Annotated in this window: 16 protein-coding genes and 1 pseudogene; 6 read left to right on the top strand and 11 right to left on the bottom strand. The window is 76.0% G+C overall.

Annotation, left to right across the window (positions count from 1 at the left end; translation table 11 throughout):
* Positions 1-650, top strand: a pseudogene (locus tag AB0O29_RS13930) (hypothetical protein); the annotation flags it as partial.
* Positions 647-2,563 carry a TOMM precursor leader peptide-binding protein gene (locus tag AB0O29_RS13925; RefSeq protein WP_365151027.1) on the top strand — a complete coding sequence of 639 codons (1,917 nt, stop codon included), beginning with the start codon at positions 647-649 and terminating at the stop codon, positions 2,561-2,563. The pseudogene AB0O29_RS13930 and the gene AB0O29_RS13925, both read left to right, overlap by 4 nt.
* Before the next feature lie 44 nt (positions 2,564-2,607).
* On the opposite strand, the gene AB0O29_RS13920 is transcribed toward AB0O29_RS13925, so the two are convergent.
* The 11 genes from AB0O29_RS13920 to AB0O29_RS13870 form a co-directional block, all read right to left on the bottom strand.
* Positions 2,608-4,242 carry an isovaleryl-CoA dehydrogenase gene (locus AB0O29_RS13920; protein ID WP_365151024.1) on the bottom strand — a complete coding sequence of 545 codons (1,635 nt, stop codon included), beginning with the start codon at positions 4,240-4,242 and terminating at the stop codon, positions 2,608-2,610.
* Complete coding sequence (locus AB0O29_RS13915; protein ID WP_365151022.1) at positions 4,226-4,840, bottom strand: TetR/AcrR family transcriptional regulator; 615 nt, start codon at positions 4,838-4,840, stop codon at positions 4,226-4,228. The genes AB0O29_RS13920 and AB0O29_RS13915 overlap by 17 nt, the downstream gene beginning before the upstream one ends.
* A gap of 47 nt (positions 4,841-4,887) precedes the next feature.
* Entirely contained in the window at positions 4,888-5,685 is a 798-nt protein-coding gene (locus AB0O29_RS13910) for a hypothetical protein (protein WP_365151020.1), read from the bottom strand.
* 7 nt (positions 5,686-5,692) lie between these two features.
* Positions 5,693-5,908, bottom strand: a complete 216-nt coding sequence (locus AB0O29_RS13905) for a hypothetical protein (protein WP_365151017.1) — start codon at positions 5,906-5,908, stop codon at positions 5,693-5,695.
* Positions 5,909-6,028: 120 nt separating this feature from the next.
* Positions 6,029-7,447 (bottom strand): aminobutyraldehyde dehydrogenase, encoded by a 1,419-nt coding sequence (locus AB0O29_RS13900; protein ID WP_365151014.1) that lies wholly within the window; start codon positions 7,445-7,447, stop codon positions 6,029-6,031.
* Positions 7,440-8,768 (bottom strand): NAD(P)/FAD-dependent oxidoreductase, encoded by a 1,329-nt coding sequence (locus tag AB0O29_RS13895; RefSeq protein WP_365151011.1) that lies wholly within the window; start codon positions 8,766-8,768, stop codon positions 7,440-7,442. Before AB0O29_RS13895 ends, AB0O29_RS13900 begins: the two co-directional genes overlap by 8 nt.
* Positions 8,769-8,794: 26 nt before the next feature.
* Positions 8,795-9,841 (bottom strand): ABC transporter ATP-binding protein, encoded by a 1,047-nt coding sequence (locus AB0O29_RS13890; RefSeq protein ID WP_365151039.1) that lies wholly within the window; start codon positions 9,839-9,841, stop codon positions 8,795-8,797.
* Between the two features lie 68 nt (positions 9,842-9,909).
* Positions 9,910-10,749: an ABC transporter permease gene (locus AB0O29_RS13885; RefSeq protein WP_365151008.1), complete on the bottom strand. Its 840-nt coding sequence runs from the start codon at positions 10,747-10,749 to the stop codon at positions 9,910-9,912.
* Positions 10,746-11,618 (bottom strand): ABC transporter permease, encoded by an 873-nt coding sequence (locus tag AB0O29_RS13880; protein ID WP_365151005.1) that lies wholly within the window; start codon positions 11,616-11,618, stop codon positions 10,746-10,748. The genes AB0O29_RS13885 and AB0O29_RS13880 overlap by 4 nt, the downstream gene beginning before the upstream one ends.
* A 1-nt stretch (position 11,619) precedes the next feature.
* Positions 11,620-12,750: a spermidine/putrescine ABC transporter substrate-binding protein gene (locus AB0O29_RS13875; RefSeq protein ID WP_365151002.1), complete on the bottom strand. Its 1,131-nt coding sequence runs from the start codon at positions 12,748-12,750 to the stop codon at positions 11,620-11,622.
* Between the two features lie 64 nt (positions 12,751-12,814).
* Positions 12,815-13,954, bottom strand: a complete 1,140-nt coding sequence (locus AB0O29_RS13870) for an aromatic ring-hydroxylating dioxygenase subunit alpha (protein ID WP_365150999.1) — start codon at positions 13,952-13,954, stop codon at positions 12,815-12,817.
* Between the two features lie 482 nt (positions 13,955-14,436).
* Between AB0O29_RS13870 and AB0O29_RS13865 the strand changes: the two genes are divergently transcribed.
* From AB0O29_RS13865 to AB0O29_RS13850, 4 genes are read left to right on the top strand one after another with little or no spacing between them, the layout of a single operon-like run.
* A complete protein-coding gene (locus AB0O29_RS13865; RefSeq protein WP_365150996.1) occupies positions 14,437-14,847 on the top strand; it encodes a hypothetical protein in 411 nt (136 codons plus the stop codon).
* The gene (locus AB0O29_RS13860) at positions 14,844-16,193 is read left to right on the top strand and encodes an NADH-ubiquinone oxidoreductase-F iron-sulfur binding region domain-containing protein (protein ID WP_365150993.1); all 1,350 of its coding nucleotides are present in this window, start codon (positions 14,844-14,846) and stop codon (positions 16,191-16,193) included. Before AB0O29_RS13865 ends, AB0O29_RS13860 begins: the two co-directional genes overlap by 4 nt.
* A complete protein-coding gene (locus AB0O29_RS13855) occupies positions 16,190-16,381 on the top strand; it encodes a ferredoxin (protein WP_365150990.1) in 192 nt (63 codons plus the stop codon). The genes AB0O29_RS13860 and AB0O29_RS13855 overlap by 4 nt, the downstream gene beginning before the upstream one ends.
* A 1-nt stretch (position 16,382) precedes the next feature.
* Positions 16,383-18,473 carry an acetate--CoA ligase family protein gene (locus AB0O29_RS13850; protein ID WP_365150988.1) on the top strand — a complete coding sequence of 697 codons (2,091 nt, stop codon included), beginning with the start codon at positions 16,383-16,385 and terminating at the stop codon, positions 18,471-18,473.
* Positions 18,474-18,496: the final 23 nt, after the last annotated feature.

Below are 18,496 nucleotides of genomic sequence, written 5' to 3'. Positions count from 1 at the left end.
GGCGGGCTGGGCGCCGGCCGGTGCGGGGCGGCCGCCGCCGCCCGCGCCGAGGTTCAGCTCGGCCCATGCCGGGGGCCGCGCCCTGGGACCCGTACGGGGGCGGGCATCCGCAGGCCCGGCACTGGTGGGGCGTCCTGACGCGGCGGCTCGGGGTGCGGGCGGAGCTGTACGTGACCCCGCTGGACGCCGCCGGTACGGCCCACCGGGCCGACGTGCGCGCGGGTACGGGCGGCTCGGGGCCGCTGCTCGGGCAGGCCGTGGAGGCCACCGCCGGGGACGCCGCCGCCTTCGCGGCGCTGGCCGCAGTGGTCCGCGTACGGGCGGCGCAGCTCGTTCCGGCGGGCCGTCACGTCAGCGCGGCCGGAGGGGAGTCGTGCGTGCTCGCGGCCGCCGGGGTGGTGCCCGCCCCGTGGGAGGACGAGCGCTGGGCGGCGGGCTGGTGGGCCGCCGTCGCCGGACGGGAGGCCGCGCTGCACACCGCCCTGCGCGGGCTCACCGGGCTGCGGGCCGCCGCGTGGGAGCCCGCCGGCCCCGAGGAGCGGGTCCTCGCCGCGGCCCTGCGCGGCTGCGGGTTCACCGTCCTCGACGTCCGGGACGCCCCCGGGAGCGGGGCCGTCTCCCCCACCGACCCGGAAAGAGGGCCCCGATGACCCCGTCCGCCACCTCAACCCCCCTCGGCTCGGCCCTGGCCGCGCTGGGGCTGACCGTCCTCGACTCCGCGGGCGCGCTCGCGGCCACCGCCGGGCGGGCCGCCGTCCTCCTGGAGGACTGGGACCTCGGGACCGCCGCCGCACTGTCGCGGCACGCGCTGCGCCATCCCGTCGCCCTGGTCCCGGTGCGCGGCGACGGCGCGCTGACGGTGGTCGGGCCGGTGCTGCGGCCGGGCGCCGAGGGCTGCCTCTCCTGTACGGAGTACCGCCGGCTCGCCACCACCGGCGGCCGCGTGCCCTGGCACAGTCCGGGGCTGCGGCTGGCGGGACGCCCCTCCCCCGCCCTGGCGGACGCCGTCGCGGCGCTGGCCGCCGAGCTGCTGGAGCTGCCCCTCCCGGCCCCGGGCGCGGGTGCGGCCGTACGGGTCGTGCGGCACGGGCGCGGCGGCTGGTCGGGGCACGCCTTCCGGCCGCTCGGCGGCTGCGCGGTCTGCCTGCCGCTGCCCGGGGACTCGGCGGAGGCCGCCCGGCCGCGCTGGACGGGCGGGCCGCTGCCGGACCCGGCGGTGCTGCGCGGCCCCAACACCCTTACGGACACGGCCGGTCTGCGTGCGGAGCTGTACGACGAGCGGTTCGGACCGGTCCGCCGGGTGGTCCGCACCGAGGACTCGGCGCACTGTCTGACCAGTGCGTACGTCACCCACGGACGGGAGCTGCCCGACGGCGGTTACGGCCGGTCTGGCGATTTCGACGGCAGTGAGCGGGTGGCGCTCTTCGAGGGCGTGGAGCGGCTCACGGGGATGAGCCCGCTCGGGCGGCGCACCGTACTGCGGTCCCCGTACGCGGAGTTGGGGCCGGAGCGGGCCCTGGACCCGGAGCGGCTCGGGCTGCCCGATCCGGCCCACCACGGGCATCCGGCGTCACCGACCGTCCCCTACACCCCGGAGCTGGAACTGGACTGGGTGCACGGCTGGTCGCTGACCCGTGCGCGGCCGGTCGCCGTGCCCGAGCACGTCGCCTACTGGGACCCGAGTCCGGGGCGGCCGCGCGTGGTCTACGAGTGCTCCAGCGGCTGCGGTCTCGGCAACAGCCCCGAAGAGGCGGCCCTGTACGGGCTGTTCGAGGTCGCGGAGCGGGACGCGTTCCTGATGGCCTGGTACGCCCGGACCCCGCTGCGGCGGGTGGCCCTGCCGGAGGACGACCCGGAGGTGCTGCACCTCGCCGACCGGGCGGAGCTGGCGGGCTACGGGCTGGCGCTGCTGGACGCGACCAACGACTTCGGCGTCCCGGCGGTCATCGCGGTCGCCCGGCACGGCGATCCGCGCTCGGCGGCGCCGCAGGTGTTCGTGGCGGCCGGGGCCCATCACGACCCGCGGGCGGCGATCCGCTCGGCCGTGGTGGAGGCGGTGACGAACGTGTTCAACGCCGCCCAGCGGCTGCGGGCGGAGCCCGCCATCTGCGATCCGCGCCGGCTGCGGCCGATGCTGGAGCGGCCGGAGCTGGTCGTCACCCTGGCCGACCACACCGCCCTGTACGGGCTGCCGGAGGCCCGGCCGAGGCTGGACTTCCTGTACGAGGGGGACGACCGGCCGGCGCCGTGGCGGGAGGTCTGGCCGGGCGCGCCGGAGCCGGTGGCGGATCTGGCCGGGCTGCTGGAGGCGACGGTGCGGCGGCTGGCCGGGGAGGGGCTGGAGGTGGTCGTGGTCGGGCAGGACGAGGCGGGCGTACGCGAGCGCCTCGGCCTGTACGCGGCGAAGGCGGTGGTGCCGGGGGCGCTGCCGATGACGTTCGGCCACGTCAACCGGCGCACGCGCGGGCTGCCCCGGCTGCTGGAGGTCCCCCACCGGCTGGGCCGGGCCGCCGCCCCGCCGCGCCACGCCGAACTGCCCTTCCACCCGCACCCGTTCCCGTAGGGCGCCCGGCGGCGGGTGCGCCGCCGCCGGGCCGGGAGTACGGCTCAGACGGCGGTCGTCCGGGCCCGTTCCAGGACGGCCGCGGTGTCCACCCCCGCCGGCAGGGTGCCGTACGCGCCGCCGTGCTCGCCGCCCAGCCGGGACGCGCAGAACGCGTCGGCCACCGCCGCCGGGGCGTGCCGCACCAGGAGCGAGGCCTGGAACACCAGGGCCATGGTCTCGGTCAGCCGCCGGGCCCGGTACTCGGCCTCGGCGGGGTCGGCCAGTTCCTTGTGCAGCCCGGCCACCGCCGCGTCCAGGTACCGGTCGGCGCCGGCCGCCCGGCCCACCTCGGCGAAGAAGGCCTCGACGGTCTCGGGCCGGCGGGCCATCGCGCGCAGCGCGTCCAGGGCGGCCACGTTGCCCGAGCCCTCCCAGATGGACGAGAGCGGGGCCTCGCGGTAGAGGCGGGGCATGCCCGAGTCCTCGACGTAGCCGTTGCCGCCGAAGCACTCCAGGGCCTCGGCGGCGTGCGCGGGAGCGCGCTTGCACACCCAGTACTTGGTCACGGCCAGGCCCAGGCGGCGCAGCAGCGCCTCGTCCGCGTCGCCGCGCGCGACCCGGTCGGTGGCCCCGGCCAGGCGCATGGCGACGGCGGTCGCGGCCTCGGACTCCAGGGCCAGGTCGGCCAGGACGTTGCGCATCAGGGGCTGGTCGATCAGGGCCTTGCCGAACGCCCGCCGGTGGGTGGCGTGGTGGACGGCCCGGACCAGGCCGAGCCGCATGCCGGAGGCCCCGCCGAGGACGCAGTCGAGGCGGGTCATGTTGACCATCTCGATGATGGTCGCGACCCCGCGCCCCTCCTCCCCCACCAGCCAGCCGAAGGCCTCGTCGTACTCGATCTCGGAGGAGGCGTTGGAGCGGTTGCCGAGCTTGTCCTTGAGGCGCTGGAGCAGCAGCCGGTTGCGGGTTCCGTCGGGCAGGACCCTCGGCAGCAGGAAGCAGGACAGGCCGCCCGGGGCCTGGGCCAGGGTGAGGAAGACGTCCGACATGGGGGCCGAGGTGAACCACTTGTGCCCGGTCAGCCGGTAGGTGCCGTCCCCGGCCGGGACGGCGCTGGTGGTATTGGCGCGGACGTCCGAGCCGCCCTGCTTCTCGGTCATCGACATGCCGGCGATCAGCCCGCGCTTGGTGTCGGGCCGGCGCAGCCCGAAGTCGTAGGTGCGGGAGGCGAGCAGCGGCTCCAGCCAGGCGGCCAGGTCGGGCGCGGCGCGCAGGGCCGGGACGGCGGCGTAGGTCATGGACACCGGGCAGGTGTGGCCCGCCTCGACCTGGCTCCAGACGATGAACTTGGCGGCGCGGGCGACGTGTGCGCCGGGCTCGTCCTGGGTCCAGGGGGCCGCGTGCAGCCCGTACGAGACGGCGGTGTCCATGAGCCGGTGCCAGTACGGGTGGAACTCGACCTCGTCGACGCGGTGGCCGTAGCGGTCGTGGGTGTGCAGGACGGGCTCGTTCTCGTTGGCCAGCCGGCCCCACTCGGCCGCCTGTTCGGAGCCCGCGAGGACGCCGAGGCGGTGGAGCTCGGGCGCGGCCCGGCCTGCGCCCTCTCGGTCGAGGGCCTCCAGCAGGGCCGGGTCGGCGGCCGCGTCGTAACCGTGGTGCGGGGGAACCTGGTTGGTGACCTCATGCGTCTGCGGCATCGTGTCCTCCAAGGGCACGCAGGGTGAAGGTGATCAGGCCGGGGATGATCTCGCCGGGGGAGGCGTCGCCGTCGGCGAGCGGACCGACGAGGGCTTCGGCGATGGCGCCCACCAGCGCCGCGGCGGTCAGCTCGGCCGACTGCGGCGGGAGTTCGCCGCTGTCCGTGCCCGCCGCGATCTGCCGGGCGAAGGCGTCGCGGAACGCCCGCCGGAAGACGAGGCGTTCGGTGTCGACGGCCTGGTCGGCGGGTTCCGCGAGCAGGGCGAAGGCCCGCCGGGGTGCCTGGAGCGCGCGCGAGGCGAAGGTCTCGACGGCCGCCGCCACCCGCTGCGCGGCGGTCCCGGGACGGTCCGCGGCGGCGGTCACCGCCTCGACCTCCCTCGCCACGAGGGTCCGGAACAGGGCGGCGGCCAGCTCGGACTTGCCGGAGAACGACTGGTAGACGCTCCCGGTGGAGATCCCGGCCTCGGCGGCGATCGCGGCGACGGAGCAGCCGGCGTACCCCTCCCGGGAGATCAGGCGGACGGCGGCTTCCAGGACCCGGTCGCGACGGGCGTCGAGCCGGGCCTGTACGACGGGCGGGCGGCGGTAGGGCATGGGAAGGATTGAAGCAGTGATTCACTGCTTCACGCCAGACCCGGGGGTCAGCGGCGGCGGTAGAGGGTGACGGCGTCGCCGTGGCCGAGCCAGCGGACGGTGAGCGGGCAGACGTCCGCGACCGCCCAGTGGCGGTCCAGCTCGTCGAAGAAGGCCGCGTCGGCGCACATCCCGCCCGGTCCCTCCCCCGCGTACAGGAAGGTGTCCCCCCGGTGGGCGCGCAGGGCTTCGGCGGCCATGGGGTCGCCGGGCGGCGGCCAGACGAGCAGCAGGGCGCGGCCGGGGTGGCGCCGTACGGCGTCGGCCGCGCCGAGCGTCTCCACCTCGGCGTGCCGGAAGCCGTGCGTGAAGCCGTTGGCCTCGATCCGGTGCAGGTCGGTGGCCAGCACGTGGAGACCGGCGAGGGTCAGCTGCCGGGCCCAGTACCCGGATCCGGCCCCGACCTCCAGCACGGCCGCGCCGGCGAGGGCTTCGCTGATCCAGCCGGCCACGGAGGCGGTGATCACGGCCCAGCCGTACAGTCCGGCGAGGTCGCGCCGTCCGAGCATCAGCGGGGCCGCGTCCCGTTCCCCCGGGAGGTGGTCGAAGACCTCGACCACCTCGCCGTGGGGGCCGGGTGTGCGCAGGGCTGGGTACCAGAGCAGCGGCACCAGCTGCGGGTGCCGGTCCGCCCGCAGGACGTCGTGCTCGGGAAGCAGCTCCCCGAGGGCGCGGAACGGGTGGCCCCAGCCGGGGAACACGAGCGCCGGGTCGGCGTCCCACATCCGCTGCAGCCGGGTGGAGAGCTCGACCAGCCTCTCCACCACGGGCAGTCCGGTCGGCGCGGCGGACCGGCGGTCGTGCATGCCGGGTTCAGCCGATGGCGATGTGCTCGACCACGGCCAGCTCCCCGCCGGCGGGGGCGGGGGCCGGGTCCACGGGGGCGGGGGCCATCGCCATGTGGGCGACGACGCTGATCGCGCCCTTGTCGTCCGCCGCGCCGGGATCGGCGGCGACTGCGGTGGCCGCACCGGTGAGGGCGGCGACGGCGGCCGCGACGACGGCGGCGTTACGGGTGGTCGGGTGCATGCGGGGTCCCCCTGGACGTGGCGTGTGCGACGGGTGTCGCGAACGGGTGTACGGGAATCACCCTACCCGCAGGCCCACTTGAGCCGATCACGGCCGCGACCCGGTAGCCCCCGCCGCCGATCAGAGCATGACGTGCTTGACCTGGGTGTAGTCCAGGAGGCCCGTCATCGAGAGGTCGCTGCCGTAGCCGGAGGCGCCGACCCCGCCGTGCGGCATCTCGGAGACCGTGGTGCCGTGGGTGTTGACCCAGACGATGCCGGTGCGCAGGGCCCGGGTCGCGCGCATGGCCCGGTCGTGGTCCGCCGTCCACACGCTGGCGGCCAGGCCGTGGCGGACCCCGCCGGCCATGCGGAGCGCCTGTTCCTCGTCCGCGAAGGGCTGGACGGTGACGACCGGCCCGAAGACCTCCTCCTGGACGATCTCGTCGTCCTGGCGGACGCCCGCGACGACGGTGGGCTCGTGGAAGAACCCCGGCCCGGGCAGGCGGGCGCCTCCGGTCACGATCTGGGCGTGGTCCGGCAGGCGGGCCAGGAGGCCCTGGACGGAGGCGAGTTGGGCGGCGTTGTTGAGGGGGCCGAAGTCGGTGTCCGGCGCGTCCGGCGGGCCGGTGCGCAGTTTCGCCGCCTCGGCGGCGAAGGCGGCGAGGAACGCGTCGTGGATCCGGTGGTGGACGAGGTAGCGGGTGGGGGCGGTGCAGTCCTGGCCGGCGTTGTAGTAGGCGAGGGCGGCCAGGGCGGCGGCGGTGGCGCCGGGGTCGGCGTCCTCGTGGACGAGGACGGGGGCGTTGCCGCCGAGTTCCAGGTGGACGCGTTTGAGGCCGGCGGCCGCGGCGGCCGCGACCTCGCGGCCGGCCCGTGTGCTGCCGGTGACCGCGACGAGGGCGACGGCGGGGTGGGCGGTGAGGGCGCGGCCGGTGTCGCGGTCGCCGCAGACCACGTTGAGGACGCCCGGCGGCAGGTGTCCGGCGGCGATGCGGGCGAGCAGCGCGGTGGAGGAGGGGGTGGTGTCGGCGGGTTTGAGGACGGTGGTGTTGCCCGCCGCGAGGGCGGGGGCGAGCTTCCAGACGGCCATCATCAGCGGGTAGTTCCAGGGGGTGATCTGGGCGCAGACCCCGACCGGTTCCCGGCGCAGCAGGGAGGTGCGGCCCTCGGTGTACTCGGCGGCGGCCGGGCCGGGCAGGGTGCGGGCGGCTCCGGCGTAGAAGCGGAGGGTGTCGGCGATGGCGGGGAGTTCCCCGGTCCGGAACTGGTGGCGGGGCTTTCCGGTGTCGGCGGTCTCGGCGTCGGTGAGGGCGTCGGCGTGCTCCTCGACGGCGTCGGCGAGGGCGAGCAGGGCGCGCTGGCGGGTGGCCGGGGTCGTCGTGGACCAGTGCGGGTGGGCCGCGGCGGCGGCCGCGCAGGCGGCGTCGACGTCGGCGGGGCCGGAGAGGGGCGCGCGGCGGTGGACGCGTCCGGTGGCGGGGTCGGTGAGTTCGGCGGTCCGGCCGCAGGCGGCGGGGCGGTCGGCGCCGCCGATGTGGTTGAGGACGGGGTCAGCCACGGTGCAGGGCCTCCTTCGCGGCGGCGCGTCCGGTGCGGACGGCGCCCTCCATGTAGCCGGCCGCCCACTGGTCGGATCCGCAGACGTAGAAGGGCGGTTCGTGGGTGCCGTGGCGGGGGCCGACGGCCATGACGTCGCCGGGGGTCCACTGGGTGACGTAGCCCTGGGTCCAGGGGTCGGTGCCCCAGAGGCGGAGGTGGGCGGCGAGGGGGTGTCGGGCCCGGTCGCCGTAGAGGCGGGCGACGTCGTCGAGGAGTTCGGCGGTGCGCCGTGGGCCGGGTGTGCCGAGCAGGACGCCGTACCGTTCGGGCGGCACCAGGGCGGAGAGGATCCCTTCGCCCTGCGGCCAGGTGCTGCCGAGGAGGCCCTCGCATTCGGAGAGGCCGCTGCGGCCCCGGTCGCGCCAGAAGGGGCGGTCGTAGGCGGCGGTGAACTTGGCCGCCAGCGCCTGGCGTTGGCGGTGGAGGGAGGTGAGGCGCTCCTCGCTCACCCCGGTGACGGCGACGGAGCGGAGCGGGCCGACGGGCAGGGCGCTGACGACGGCGGAGGCCGTGAGGGTCTCGCCGCCGGCCAGCCGTACGGCGCAGCGGCCGGGGCGGCCGACGGTGACGGCTTCGACGGGTGAGCCGGTGCGGACGCGTCCGGTGAGGCCGGCGGCCATGCGCAGGGCGACGGTGGCGGAGCCCTCGGCCACCCGCAGCCCCTCCCAGGCCTCGTAGTCGTAGTGCTCGGGGCTCGTTGCGGATACGGGTACGGCGGCGTGCTTGCGCAGGGCGGCGAGGAGCGAGGTGCGCTCGTACGAGCCGTCGGCGAGGGCGAGTTGGCCGATCTCCCAGAGCCGGACGACGGCCGGTCCGGCCCCTTCGGAGCGCAGCCAGCCGGCGACGGAGAGCCGGTCGAGGGCGGTGGCGTCGGGGTGGGCCCAGGGGTTCTCGGGGTCGACGGTCCGGGCGAGGGCGCGGAAGGCCTCGGTGGCCTTGCGGTGGCGGGCGTCGTCGCCGGGTCCGAACCAGTGGGGCGGGTCGCCCGCGGAGACCGCCTCGGGGGTGGCGCGGGTGAGGGCGCCGGGTTCGGCGACGTAGCTGGGGGTCAGGGTGAGGCCGAGTTCCGCGACGAGGGCGGTGTAGGCGGTGTGGGCGCTGCCGACGACCTCTCCGCCGAGCTGGACCAGGCGTCCGTCGGGGAGCGCGGTCTGCTCGACGCGTCCGCCGACCCGGTCGCGGGCCTCGACGACGAGGACGTCGGCGCCGCCGGCGGCGAGGTCGCGTGCCGCGGCGAGGCCGGCCAGGCCGGCGCCGAGCACGATGACGTCGTGGTTCATCAGGGGGTTCCTCCGGTCGGGCGGCTTCAGTCCAGGACCAGGCAGTGTTCGGGCTTCCAGCCGAGCTCGACGCGCTCGCCGCCGCTCCAGCGGTCCTCGCGGCGGGAGCGGACGGTGTTCTGCTCCAGCACGGACACCGTCACCCCGGGGGCCAGTTCGATGAGGTAGGTGGTGGTGGGGCCGGAGTAGACGGTCTCGCGGACGACGCCGGTGACGCGGGCCATGCCGGGTTCCAGGTCGGAGAGCCAGATCTTCTCGGGGCGGATGGACAGGTTGACGCGGCTGCCGTCGGCGAGGGACGTACGGGGGCCGACGGGCAGTTCGGGGCCGTCGTCGAGGGCGACGCGGCCGGCGCGGTAGGTGCCGGGGACGAGGTTGGAGGTGCCCATGAAGGAGGCGGTGAAGGTGCTGGTGGGGCGCTCGTACACGTCCTCGGGGGTGCCGCACTGTTCGACGCGGCCCTCGTTCATGACGGCGAGCCGGTCCGACATGGTCAGTGCCTCGTCCTGGTCGTGGGTGACGAAGACGAAGGTGATGCCGACCTCGCGCTGGATCTGTTTGAGCTCGACCTGCATCTGGCGGCGCAGCTTGAGGTCGAGGGCGGCGAGGGGTTCGTCGAGGAGGAGGACCTGCGGGCGGTTGACGAGGGCGCGGGCGAGCGCGACGCGCTGTTTCTGGCCGCCGGAGAGGGTGGCGGGTTTGCGGGCGGCGAGGTGTCCGAGCTGGACGAGGTCCAGCATGCCGCCGACGCGTTCGCGGATCTCGGCGCGGGCGACGCCCTTGCGCTTGAGGCCGAAGGCCACGTTGTCGGCGAGGGAGAGGTGCTCGAAGAGGGCGTAGCTCTGGAAGACGGTGTTGACGTCGCGTTTGTGCGGGGGCAGGCCGGTGACGTCCCGGCCGTCGAGGAGGACGGCGCCCTCGGTGGGGTCGGCGAAGCCGCCGATCATCCGCAGCAGGGTGGTCTTGCCGCAGCCGGAGGGGCCGAGGAGGGAGAAGAACTCCCCCTTGGCGATGTCGAGTCCGACCTCCCGGACGGCGTAGGCGCCGCCGCCGGCGGGGTAGCGCTTGCTCACGCGGTCGAGCCGGACGGCGGGGGCGGGGTGGACGGGGGTGGGGTGGGCGGGCTTCGGGTGCACGGTGATCACTTCCCGGAGAGCAGGTCGAGGCCGCCCCGGCGGCCGAAGAGTCGCGGGATGGCGAGCGCGAGGACGATGAGGCCGACGGAGCCGGCGAGCATCAGGGTGCCGACGGCGTTGATGGTGGGCTGGACGCCGAACCTGATCGCCGAGTAGATGCGGACGGACAGCGGCTGCGGGTCGACGCCGGTGGTGAAGTAGGCGAGGACGAAGTCGTCGAAGACGAGGGCGAAGACGAGGACCGCGGAGGCCAGGATGCTCGGCAGCAGTGCGGGCAGGGTCACCAGGCGCAGGGCCTGGGCGCGGGTGGCGCCGAGGTCCATGGCGGCCTCCTCGACCTCGGGGTTGAGGGCCGCGACGCGGGAGCGGAGGATCACCGTCACGTAGGAGACGGAGAAGGTGATCTCGGCGAGCATCACGGTGGTGGTGGACAGGGTGATGCCGAAGCCCTTGAAGAGGAGCATGGCGGCGACGCCGGTGACGATCTCCGGGGTGACCAGCGGGACGAGCATGATCAGCCCGGCGAGGGAGCCGAGGCGGCTGCGGCTGCGGACGAGGCCCAGGGCGAGGGCGACGCCGAGGACGAGCGCGCCGGCCGTGGCGACGAGGGACACCTTCAGGCTCATGCCGAGGGAGCCGAGGAGGACGTCGTCGTGGAAGAGGGCCGCGTACCAGCGCAGGCTGGTGCCGTGCAGGACGGTGAGGGACTTCTGTCCGTTGAAGGAGAACAGGACGACGACGGCGACGGGGAGGTAGAGCAGGGCGAAGAAGACGGCGGTGACGGCGAGGGCGAAGCGGGGCCGGCGTGCGGCGCCGCGCCGGCGGCGGGGCGTCCGGGTGCTCATCGGGCCGCCTCCGCCTCGTCCTTGCGGGCGCGTCGCAGGTAGCCGAGCATGCCGAGGAACAGGACCGCCATCAGGAGCATGGTGAGGGCCGAGCCCAGCGGCCAGTTCTGGCCCTGGAAGAACTTGTCCTGGATCAGGTTGCCGATCATGATCTGGTCGGGTCCTCCCATGAGCTGGGCGCTGACGAAGTCGCCCATGGCGGGCAGGAAGACGAGCACGCAGCCGGCCGCGGCGCCCTGGCGGGTGGCGGGGACGGTGACGAGGAGGAAGGTGCGCAGGGGGCCGCCGTACAGGTCGCGGCCGGCTTCGATGAGCGAGGTGTCCATGCGTTCCAGCGCCGCGTACAGCGGGATGACCATGAAGACGACGAACCCGTAGACGAGTCCGGCGACGACGCCCGCGCCGGTCTGGAGGATCCGGGTGCCGCCGTCGGCGAGCCCGAGGGCGCGCAGGGCCTTCAGGACGGGGCCGTCGTCGGACAGCACGACGGACCAGCCGTACATCCGTACCAGGTAGTTGGCGAAGAACGGGACGACGATGGCGGCGATGAGCGGGTTCTTGAACCGGCCGCCGTGCAGGGCGATGGCGTAGGCGACGGGATAGGCCACGGCGAGGCTGACGAGGCAGGTGACGAGCGCGTAGCCGAGGGAGCGCAGCAGGACGGTGCGGTAGGCCGGGTCGGCGAGGGCGGTGAGGTTGCCGGGGTCGAGGCCGAAGCGCGGGTTGCCGAGGGGGTCGGTGGTGCCGAGCGCGAGGGCGGCCACGAGGAGGAGGGAGGCGAGGAGGAACCCGGTCATCCAGAGGGTGCCGGGGAGCAGGAGCCAGGTCCACAGGCGGGACGGGTTCGCGGTCTTGTCTTCGTGTGCCATGTCAGCCGGCCTTCACCTCGGTCCAGGCGGCATCGCGGGCCCGTTCGCCGCGCGCGTCGCCGTTCCGGTAGAACAGGTCCGCCTTGAGGTCGTCGGCGGTGACCACGCACTGGGGGAACGGTTCGACGAGTGCCGCGTAGGCGTCCTCGGTGCCGCGGACCGGCATCGGGTAGCCGATGTAGGCGATGTTCCTCTTCACGTTCTCCGGGCGGAGCATGTAGTCGATGAAGAGCATCGCGGTGCCGGGGTGGCGGGCGTTGGCGGGGATCGCGTAGCAGTCGGAGTTGACGGGGGCGCCCTCGCGGGCGGTCTCGAAGCCGAAGACGGAGGGGTCCTCGGCCTGGGCGAGCATGGCGGCCATGTCGCCGCTCCACGCCTGGGTCATGTCGGCGTTGCCGTTGAGCAGGTTGTTGTAGCTGTCGCTGGAGAAGCCGCGCAGGCGGGAGCGGAGCGAGCGGAGGGTGTCGGTGACGCGCCCGAGGTCGGCGGGGTCGTCGGTGGTCAGGGGCAGGCCGAGTTTGAGGGCGCCGAGGCCGAGGACCTCGTCGCGGTCGTCGAGGACGAAGACCCTGCCCTCGGCCCGGTCGCTCCACAGGTCCTGCCAGGAGCCGTCGAGGTCGCCGAGCCGGTCGCGGCGCCAGCCGATGCCCGTCTTGTACATGGTGAAGGGGACGGTGTGGGCGGAGTGCGGGTCGTACCAGGGGTCGGTGAAGTAGCCGTAGGTGCCGAACAGGGCGTCGGCGCCGCGCAGCCGGGAGTGGTCGATGCGGCGCAGCCGGCCGCCGGCGGCGAGCCGCTGGGCCCATTTGGCGCTGGGGAAGATGACGTCGTAGCGGTTGCCGGCGCCCAGTTTGGCGGCCATGCCCTCCATGGAGTCGAAGTTCGACTGGATGACCTTGACGCCGTACTCGCGCTGGAATCCCTCGAAGACCTCGGGGTCCACGTAGTCGGCCCAGTTGAAGTAGACGAGGTCGCCGTCGACCCGGGCGTCGACGGGGGTCTCGGCGGCCGCCCGGTCGGCCGGGTCGTCGTGGGGGGCGAAGCCGCAGCCGGCGGCGGTGAGGGCGAGGGCGGCGGCGGTGCCGGCCCGCAGGAGGGTGCGTCTGCTCGGGGGGAGTGCCTCGGGGGACATGGGGTCCTCTCCGTAGGGGCCGCGGGGGGACGGCCGGTTTCGTACGGCGTACGGGAGGCGGCGGCTACTGCCCGGCGCCGTCGAGGTCGGCCCGGATGCGGCCGGCGAACCAGGCGACCGCCGCTTCGCGGCGCGACAGCGGCCCGGGTTCGAACCCGGGGGTGGAGAGCCCCTGCTGGACGCGGGCGACGAGTTCGGCGTCCTCGTCGTTGGTGATCCAGCCGATGTGGATGTTGAGGCGGCGGGCGAGGCGGGTGCGCGGGCCGGCGCCGCGGCGGGTGTAGAAGCCGCCGGGTACGGCCACGCGGTCGACGGCCGTGGGGACGGCCGTCCAGGCGAGGACGTGGTCGGGGTAGAAGTCGATGAGGGTGTTGGGGTAGATGACGGCGAAGCGCCAGACGCGCCGGTCGGCCTCGGTGAGGCCGGGCATGGGGGCGGCGATCCGCTGGTAGAGGCGTTCGGTCCAGTTGGAGGAGGGCTTGTCGCGCAGCGGTGAGGCGAAGAGGGCGTAGGAGTCCTCGATCTCGCCGGTGTAGCCCTGGTAGTCGAGCAGCCGCATCAGGCCGGGGTGGGCGACGGGGACGTGGTAGCCCTCCAGGTAGTTGTCGACGGCCACCTTCCAGTTGGCCTGCTGCACCTCGGCTCCGGCCAGGTCGTGGATGCGGGCGCGGCCCACGGGCACGAGGTCGGCTCCGGCGTAGTGGCCGACCGCGTCGGCGAGGCCGGCGCAGCTCTTGGCCAGCGGGACCGCGTCGAGGTCGAGGTTGACGAAGACGAAGCCGAGGAAGGACTCGACGGCGGCGGGGAACAGGCCGAGGTTCGGTTTGTCCAGGCAGGGGATCTGCCGGGCCTCGGGGGCGCCGACGAGGCTGCCGTCGAGGCGGTAGGTCCAGCCGTGGTAGGGGCAGCGGATGGCCTTGCCGCCGGGTTCGGGGGCGGTGACCAGGCGGGTGCCCCGGTGGCGGCAGACGTTGAGGTGGGCGGCGAGGCCGCCGTCCTCGGTGCGGACGACGAGGACCTCCCGGCCGGCGACCGTCGCGGCGATCCGGGCTCCGGGGGCGGGCAGGTCGGACGCGTGGCAGACCAGTTGCCAGGACCGGGCGAAGACGTGGCGGGTCTCGGCGGCGGCGGTCTCGGGGTCGGTGTAGTAGCGCGCCGGGAGGGCGGGGCCGGGGGCGGGTGCGTCGGGGGCTCTGGAGTGCATCGGTGACTCCTCCGTGCGGCGGTGCGGCGGTCGGTGTCGGCGTGCGGTGGCGGGCGGCGCGGGCCGGGATCCGGAAGGCGCGGCCCGGCTGCGGACAGCCGGGCGGGGCGGGAGACCGGGACCCGGACTGACCGATGGGACAGTCAGATTGCTGGCTCGTTTCCGCCGGGTCAAGACTTGTTCACTGACCGATCGGTCAGCTAGCTTGGTTCTTGCCTGACCGATCGGTCAGTAAACGCGCTTTCCTGTCGCTGCGCGGGCTTTGCCCGTATTCACCCTGGTCAACAGGGGTACGGATCGACCCGCCCGGCCCGCCCGAATCCTTCCGGGCCCCACACCCGCGCTCTCCCGAACCCCCCGGTACCCCACCGGACGCCCCCGGCGTCCCCGCCCCGGGCACCGGAATCCCGCCGCACCCCACGCCACCCGACGCCTCCCGCCGGGGGCGGGCGACGCCGGCACCCCACCTCCCGGAGGCACGCATGAGCGGCCGTCGCCGTCTGGACTGGCTCGGGCTCACCCCCGAACCGGAACGAGAACTCCCCGCCGCGGTCGCCGCCCTGCGCGCCCTCCCCGGAGGCCGGGCCCCGCTCCCGCGGGACCTGGCGGACGCCGAACACCGCCGCGTCGAGCACCTCGTCCTGCGCGGCGGCCGGCGCGCCTGGCTGCGCTACCTCTCCGAGGTCACCGGCCTGGTGACCGCGGTCGCCGCCGGAACCCGGCCCGGCGACCGGGCCGCCGCCCTGCTCGCCGCCGAGGTCGTCCTCGACCACCACCGCATGCTCATCGGCCTCCCGGGACCGGGATACGGCCGCACCGCGCGGGACCGCGCCGCCCTGGAGGGCGCCGTGCGGATCCTGCGCGCCCCCACCCCCCGAGGAGCCCGCCCGTGACCACCGTCCGACCCCCCTCGACGGCCCCGCCCGCCTCCGTCCTCGGCACGCACCCGCACCGCGCGGAGAGCGCCGCCGCCTACCGCGCCACGGGCGGCTACGCCGCCGCCACCGGCCCCGGGGAACTCCTCGCCCACCTCGCCGACTCCGGACTGCGCGGCCGCGGCGGCGCCGGCTTCCCGGCCGCCGTCAAACTCCGCTCGGTGCGCGAGCGCGGCGGCGCCCCCGTCGTCGTCGCCAACGGCGAGGAGGGCGAACCGGGTTCGGCCAAGGACCGCTGGCTGCTGCGGGCCCGGCCGCACCTGGTCCTCGACGGGCTCGCCCGGGCCGCCGCCGTCACCGGCGCCGTACGCGGCTACGTCTACCTCTCCGACCCGGCCTCCGGCGAGAGCGTGCGCCGGGCCCTGGCCGAACACCCGCCGCCACTGCCCGTCGAGGTGGTCGAGACCCGCCACGCCTACGTGGCCGGCGAGGAGACGGCGGTGGTCCGCAGGATCGACGGCGGGCCCGCACTGCCCGCCGCGAAACCGCCCCGCCCCTTCGAACGGGGTGTCGGCGGGGCCCCCACCCTGGTCTCCAACGCCGAGACCCTCGCCCGGATCGCCCTCACCGCCGCCCGGCCCGCACTGCGCCGCGCCATCGCCGGCACCACCCTGGTGACCCTCTCCGGCCCGGGCGCCGCGCCCGTCCTGGCCGAAGTCCCGTACGGGACGACGCTGCGCGCCCTGGCCGGGCCGCTCGCCCCCGGCGGCGCGGCCGGGGCGCTGATGGGCGGCCTGTTCGGCGGCCTCGTCGGCCCCGGCGCCCTGGACCTCCCCCTCGAACCCGGCGCGCTCACCGCGGCCGGGACCTCCCTGGGCTGCGGAGCGATCCGCTTCCTCGGCCCCTGCGACTGCCCGGTCGCCACCGCCGCCGACGCCGCCGCCCACCTCGCGGCCGAGAGCGCCCGCCAGTGCGGGGTCTGCGTCTCCGGCACCGCGGCCGTCTCCGGCGCCCTGACCGCCCTCACCGCCGGCTCAGCCGGCCCCGACACCGCCCGGTCGCTGGACCGCTGGGCGCGGGGGCTGCGGGGACGCGGCGCCTGCGGGCTCCTCGACGCCGCCGCCGGTATCGCCGGCAGCCTCCTGCGCTCCTTCCCCGGCCCCGTCCGCGCCCACCTCACCGCCCCCTGCCCCGTCTGCGCGGCGGCGCCTCCCCCCGACGGCCGCCGCCTCACGGTGCCCGTACCCGAGGTCGCCCTCACCGCCGCCGCCCGGACCCGGGCGCCCGCCTCCCCGCCGGCCGGTTCCCCCGCCGGCCCCTCCCCCGCCCGCCGTCCGCGGCCCGCGCTGAAAGGAACGCCGTGAAACTCCTGCTGGACTCCACCCGCTGCCAGGGATACGGACTGTGCCGGGAACCCGCGCCCGAACTGATCGAACTCGACGAGTGGGGCTACGCCCGGATCATCGCCCTGACCGTGCCGGCCGGGGCCGAGGAGGCGGCCCGGGCCTGCGCCGACAGCTGCCCCAACTCCGCCCTGCGCGTGGAGGGATGACGTGGCCCGCGACCTGAGCAGCCTCTTCGACCCCCGCTCCGTCGCCGTCGTCGGCGCCAGCGACGACCCGGCCAAGTACGGCCACGCCGTGGCCGCCCAGGCCCTGCGCGCCCCCGGCCGGCGCCCGGTGCACCTCGTCAACCGGCGCGGCGGCACCGTCCTCGGCCGGGCCGCCGCCCCCTCCCTCACCGCCCTCGGGGAACCCGTCGACCTGGTGGTGGTCTCCGTACCCGGCCCCGGCTTCGAGGCCGCCGTCGACGAGGCCCTGGCCTGCGGGGCGAAGGCGATCGTCGCCATCACCGCCGGCTTCGCGGAGGCCGGCCCCGAGGGCCTCGCCCGCCAGCGGGCCGTGGCCGCCCGCGTCCGAGCCGCCGGGGCGGTCCTGGTGGGCCCCAACTGCCTGGGCATCGCCGACAACACCACCGAGCTGTACCTCGCCTCGGACCGCTTCGCCCCCGGCGGCGTCGCCCTGCTGAGCCAGAGCGGCAACCTCGCCCTCGAACTCCAGCTCCGCGGCGCACCGCACGGCCTGGGCTTCTCCCGGTTCGTCTCGCTCGGCAACCAGGCCGACGTCACCCTCGTCGACCTCGTCGCGGACTGCGCCCGGCACGAGCCCACCACCGCCATCGCCGTGTACGCCGAGGACTTCGGCGACGGCCGGGCCTTCGCGGCGGCCGCCGCGGCGGCGGGCAAACCGGTGGTGCTCCTCACCGCCGGCCGGGGCTCCGCCTCCGCGCGCAGCGCCCGGTCCCACACCGGGGCGCTCACCACCTCCGCCGACGTGGTCGCGGCCGCCTGCCGCGACGCCGGTGTCGTACCGGTCCGCACGCCCCGGGAGATGACCGTCGCCCTCGCGGCGCTCTCCTCGGGGGCCCGCGGCCGGGGCCGGCGCACCGCGGTGTTCACCGACGGCGGCGGCCACGGCGCGATCGCCGCCGACGCGGCCGAGGACGCCGGGCTGGAGGTACCGGAGCTCGGCGGCCCGCTCCGGGACCGGCTGCGGACCGTCCTGTGGGACCAGTCCTCGGTCGCCAACCCCGTCGACCTGGCCGGGATGGGCGAGCGGCGGCCGCTGTCGTACGCGGACACCGTCGGGGAGCTCCTCGCCGCCGAGGAGGTCGACGCCGTGCTGATGACCGGCTACTTCGGGGGCTACGCCGCCGCCGGGGGCGGTCTCGGCGGCGGGCCGGCGGGCGGCTCCGTCCTCGCGGAGGGCGAGACCCGGGCCGCGAAGGAGATCGTCTCGCACCTGGCGGGGACGGCGAAGCCCCTCGTGGTGCAGTCGATGTACCCGCACTCGCCCAGCTGCCGGGTGCTCGCCGAGGCGGGGGTGCCGGTGTTCTCCGCGACCGAGGACGCGGCCCGGGCCCTGGCCGCCCTCGCCGTCCGGCCCGCCCCGGCCGGCGGCGTACCCGCGCTGCCGGAGCCCGCCGCGCCGCTGCGGGACCCGGGCTACCACGGGGTGCGGGCGCTGCTCGCCTCCGGCGGGGTGCCCTTCCCCCCGGCGTACGAGGTGACCGACGAGGGCGAACTCCTGGAGGCGGCGGCGGAGTTCGACGGCCCGTACGTGCTCAAGGCGCTGCACCTGCCGCACAAGTCCGACGCGGGCGGGGTGGCGCTGGCCCTGCCCGACCGGGCCGCGCTCCTCGCCGCGTACCGGGAGATGCGGGAGCGGCTGGGCGCGCCCGCGTACTCGGTCGAGGCCATGGCCGGCCTCGCGGACGGAGTCGAGCTGATCGTGGGCGTGCGGCGGGACCCGAGGTTCGGACCGGTCGCCCTGGTCGGCTTCGGCGGGGTCCTCACCGAGACCCTGCACGACGTCGCCTTCGCCCTGGCCCCCGTCACGGCCGCGCGGGCCGAGGCCCTGCTGCGCGGGCTGCGCGGCGCGGCGCTGCTGGACGGCGTGCGCGGCCGGCCCGCGCTCGACGTGGCCGCGGCGGCCGCCGTGATCGAGCGGGTCACCACCGTCGCGGCGGCCCACCCCGAGATCGCCGAACTGGAGGTGAACCCCCTCCTCGTACGCCCCGACGGAGCCCTCGCCCTCGACGCGCGGGCCGTCCTGACCGCCCCCGCCGACGCCCCCAAGGCCTGACCCGGCCGCCACCGCATCCGCAC

This window comes from Streptomyces sp. NPDC089915 (assembly GCF_040684675.1).
In the GTDB taxonomy this organism is placed as follows: Bacteria; Actinomycetota; Actinomycetes; order Streptomycetales; family Streptomycetaceae; genus Streptomyces.
Note: the sequence above shows the minus strand (reverse complement) of the source record. Positions and strands in the feature narration are given on the sequence as shown.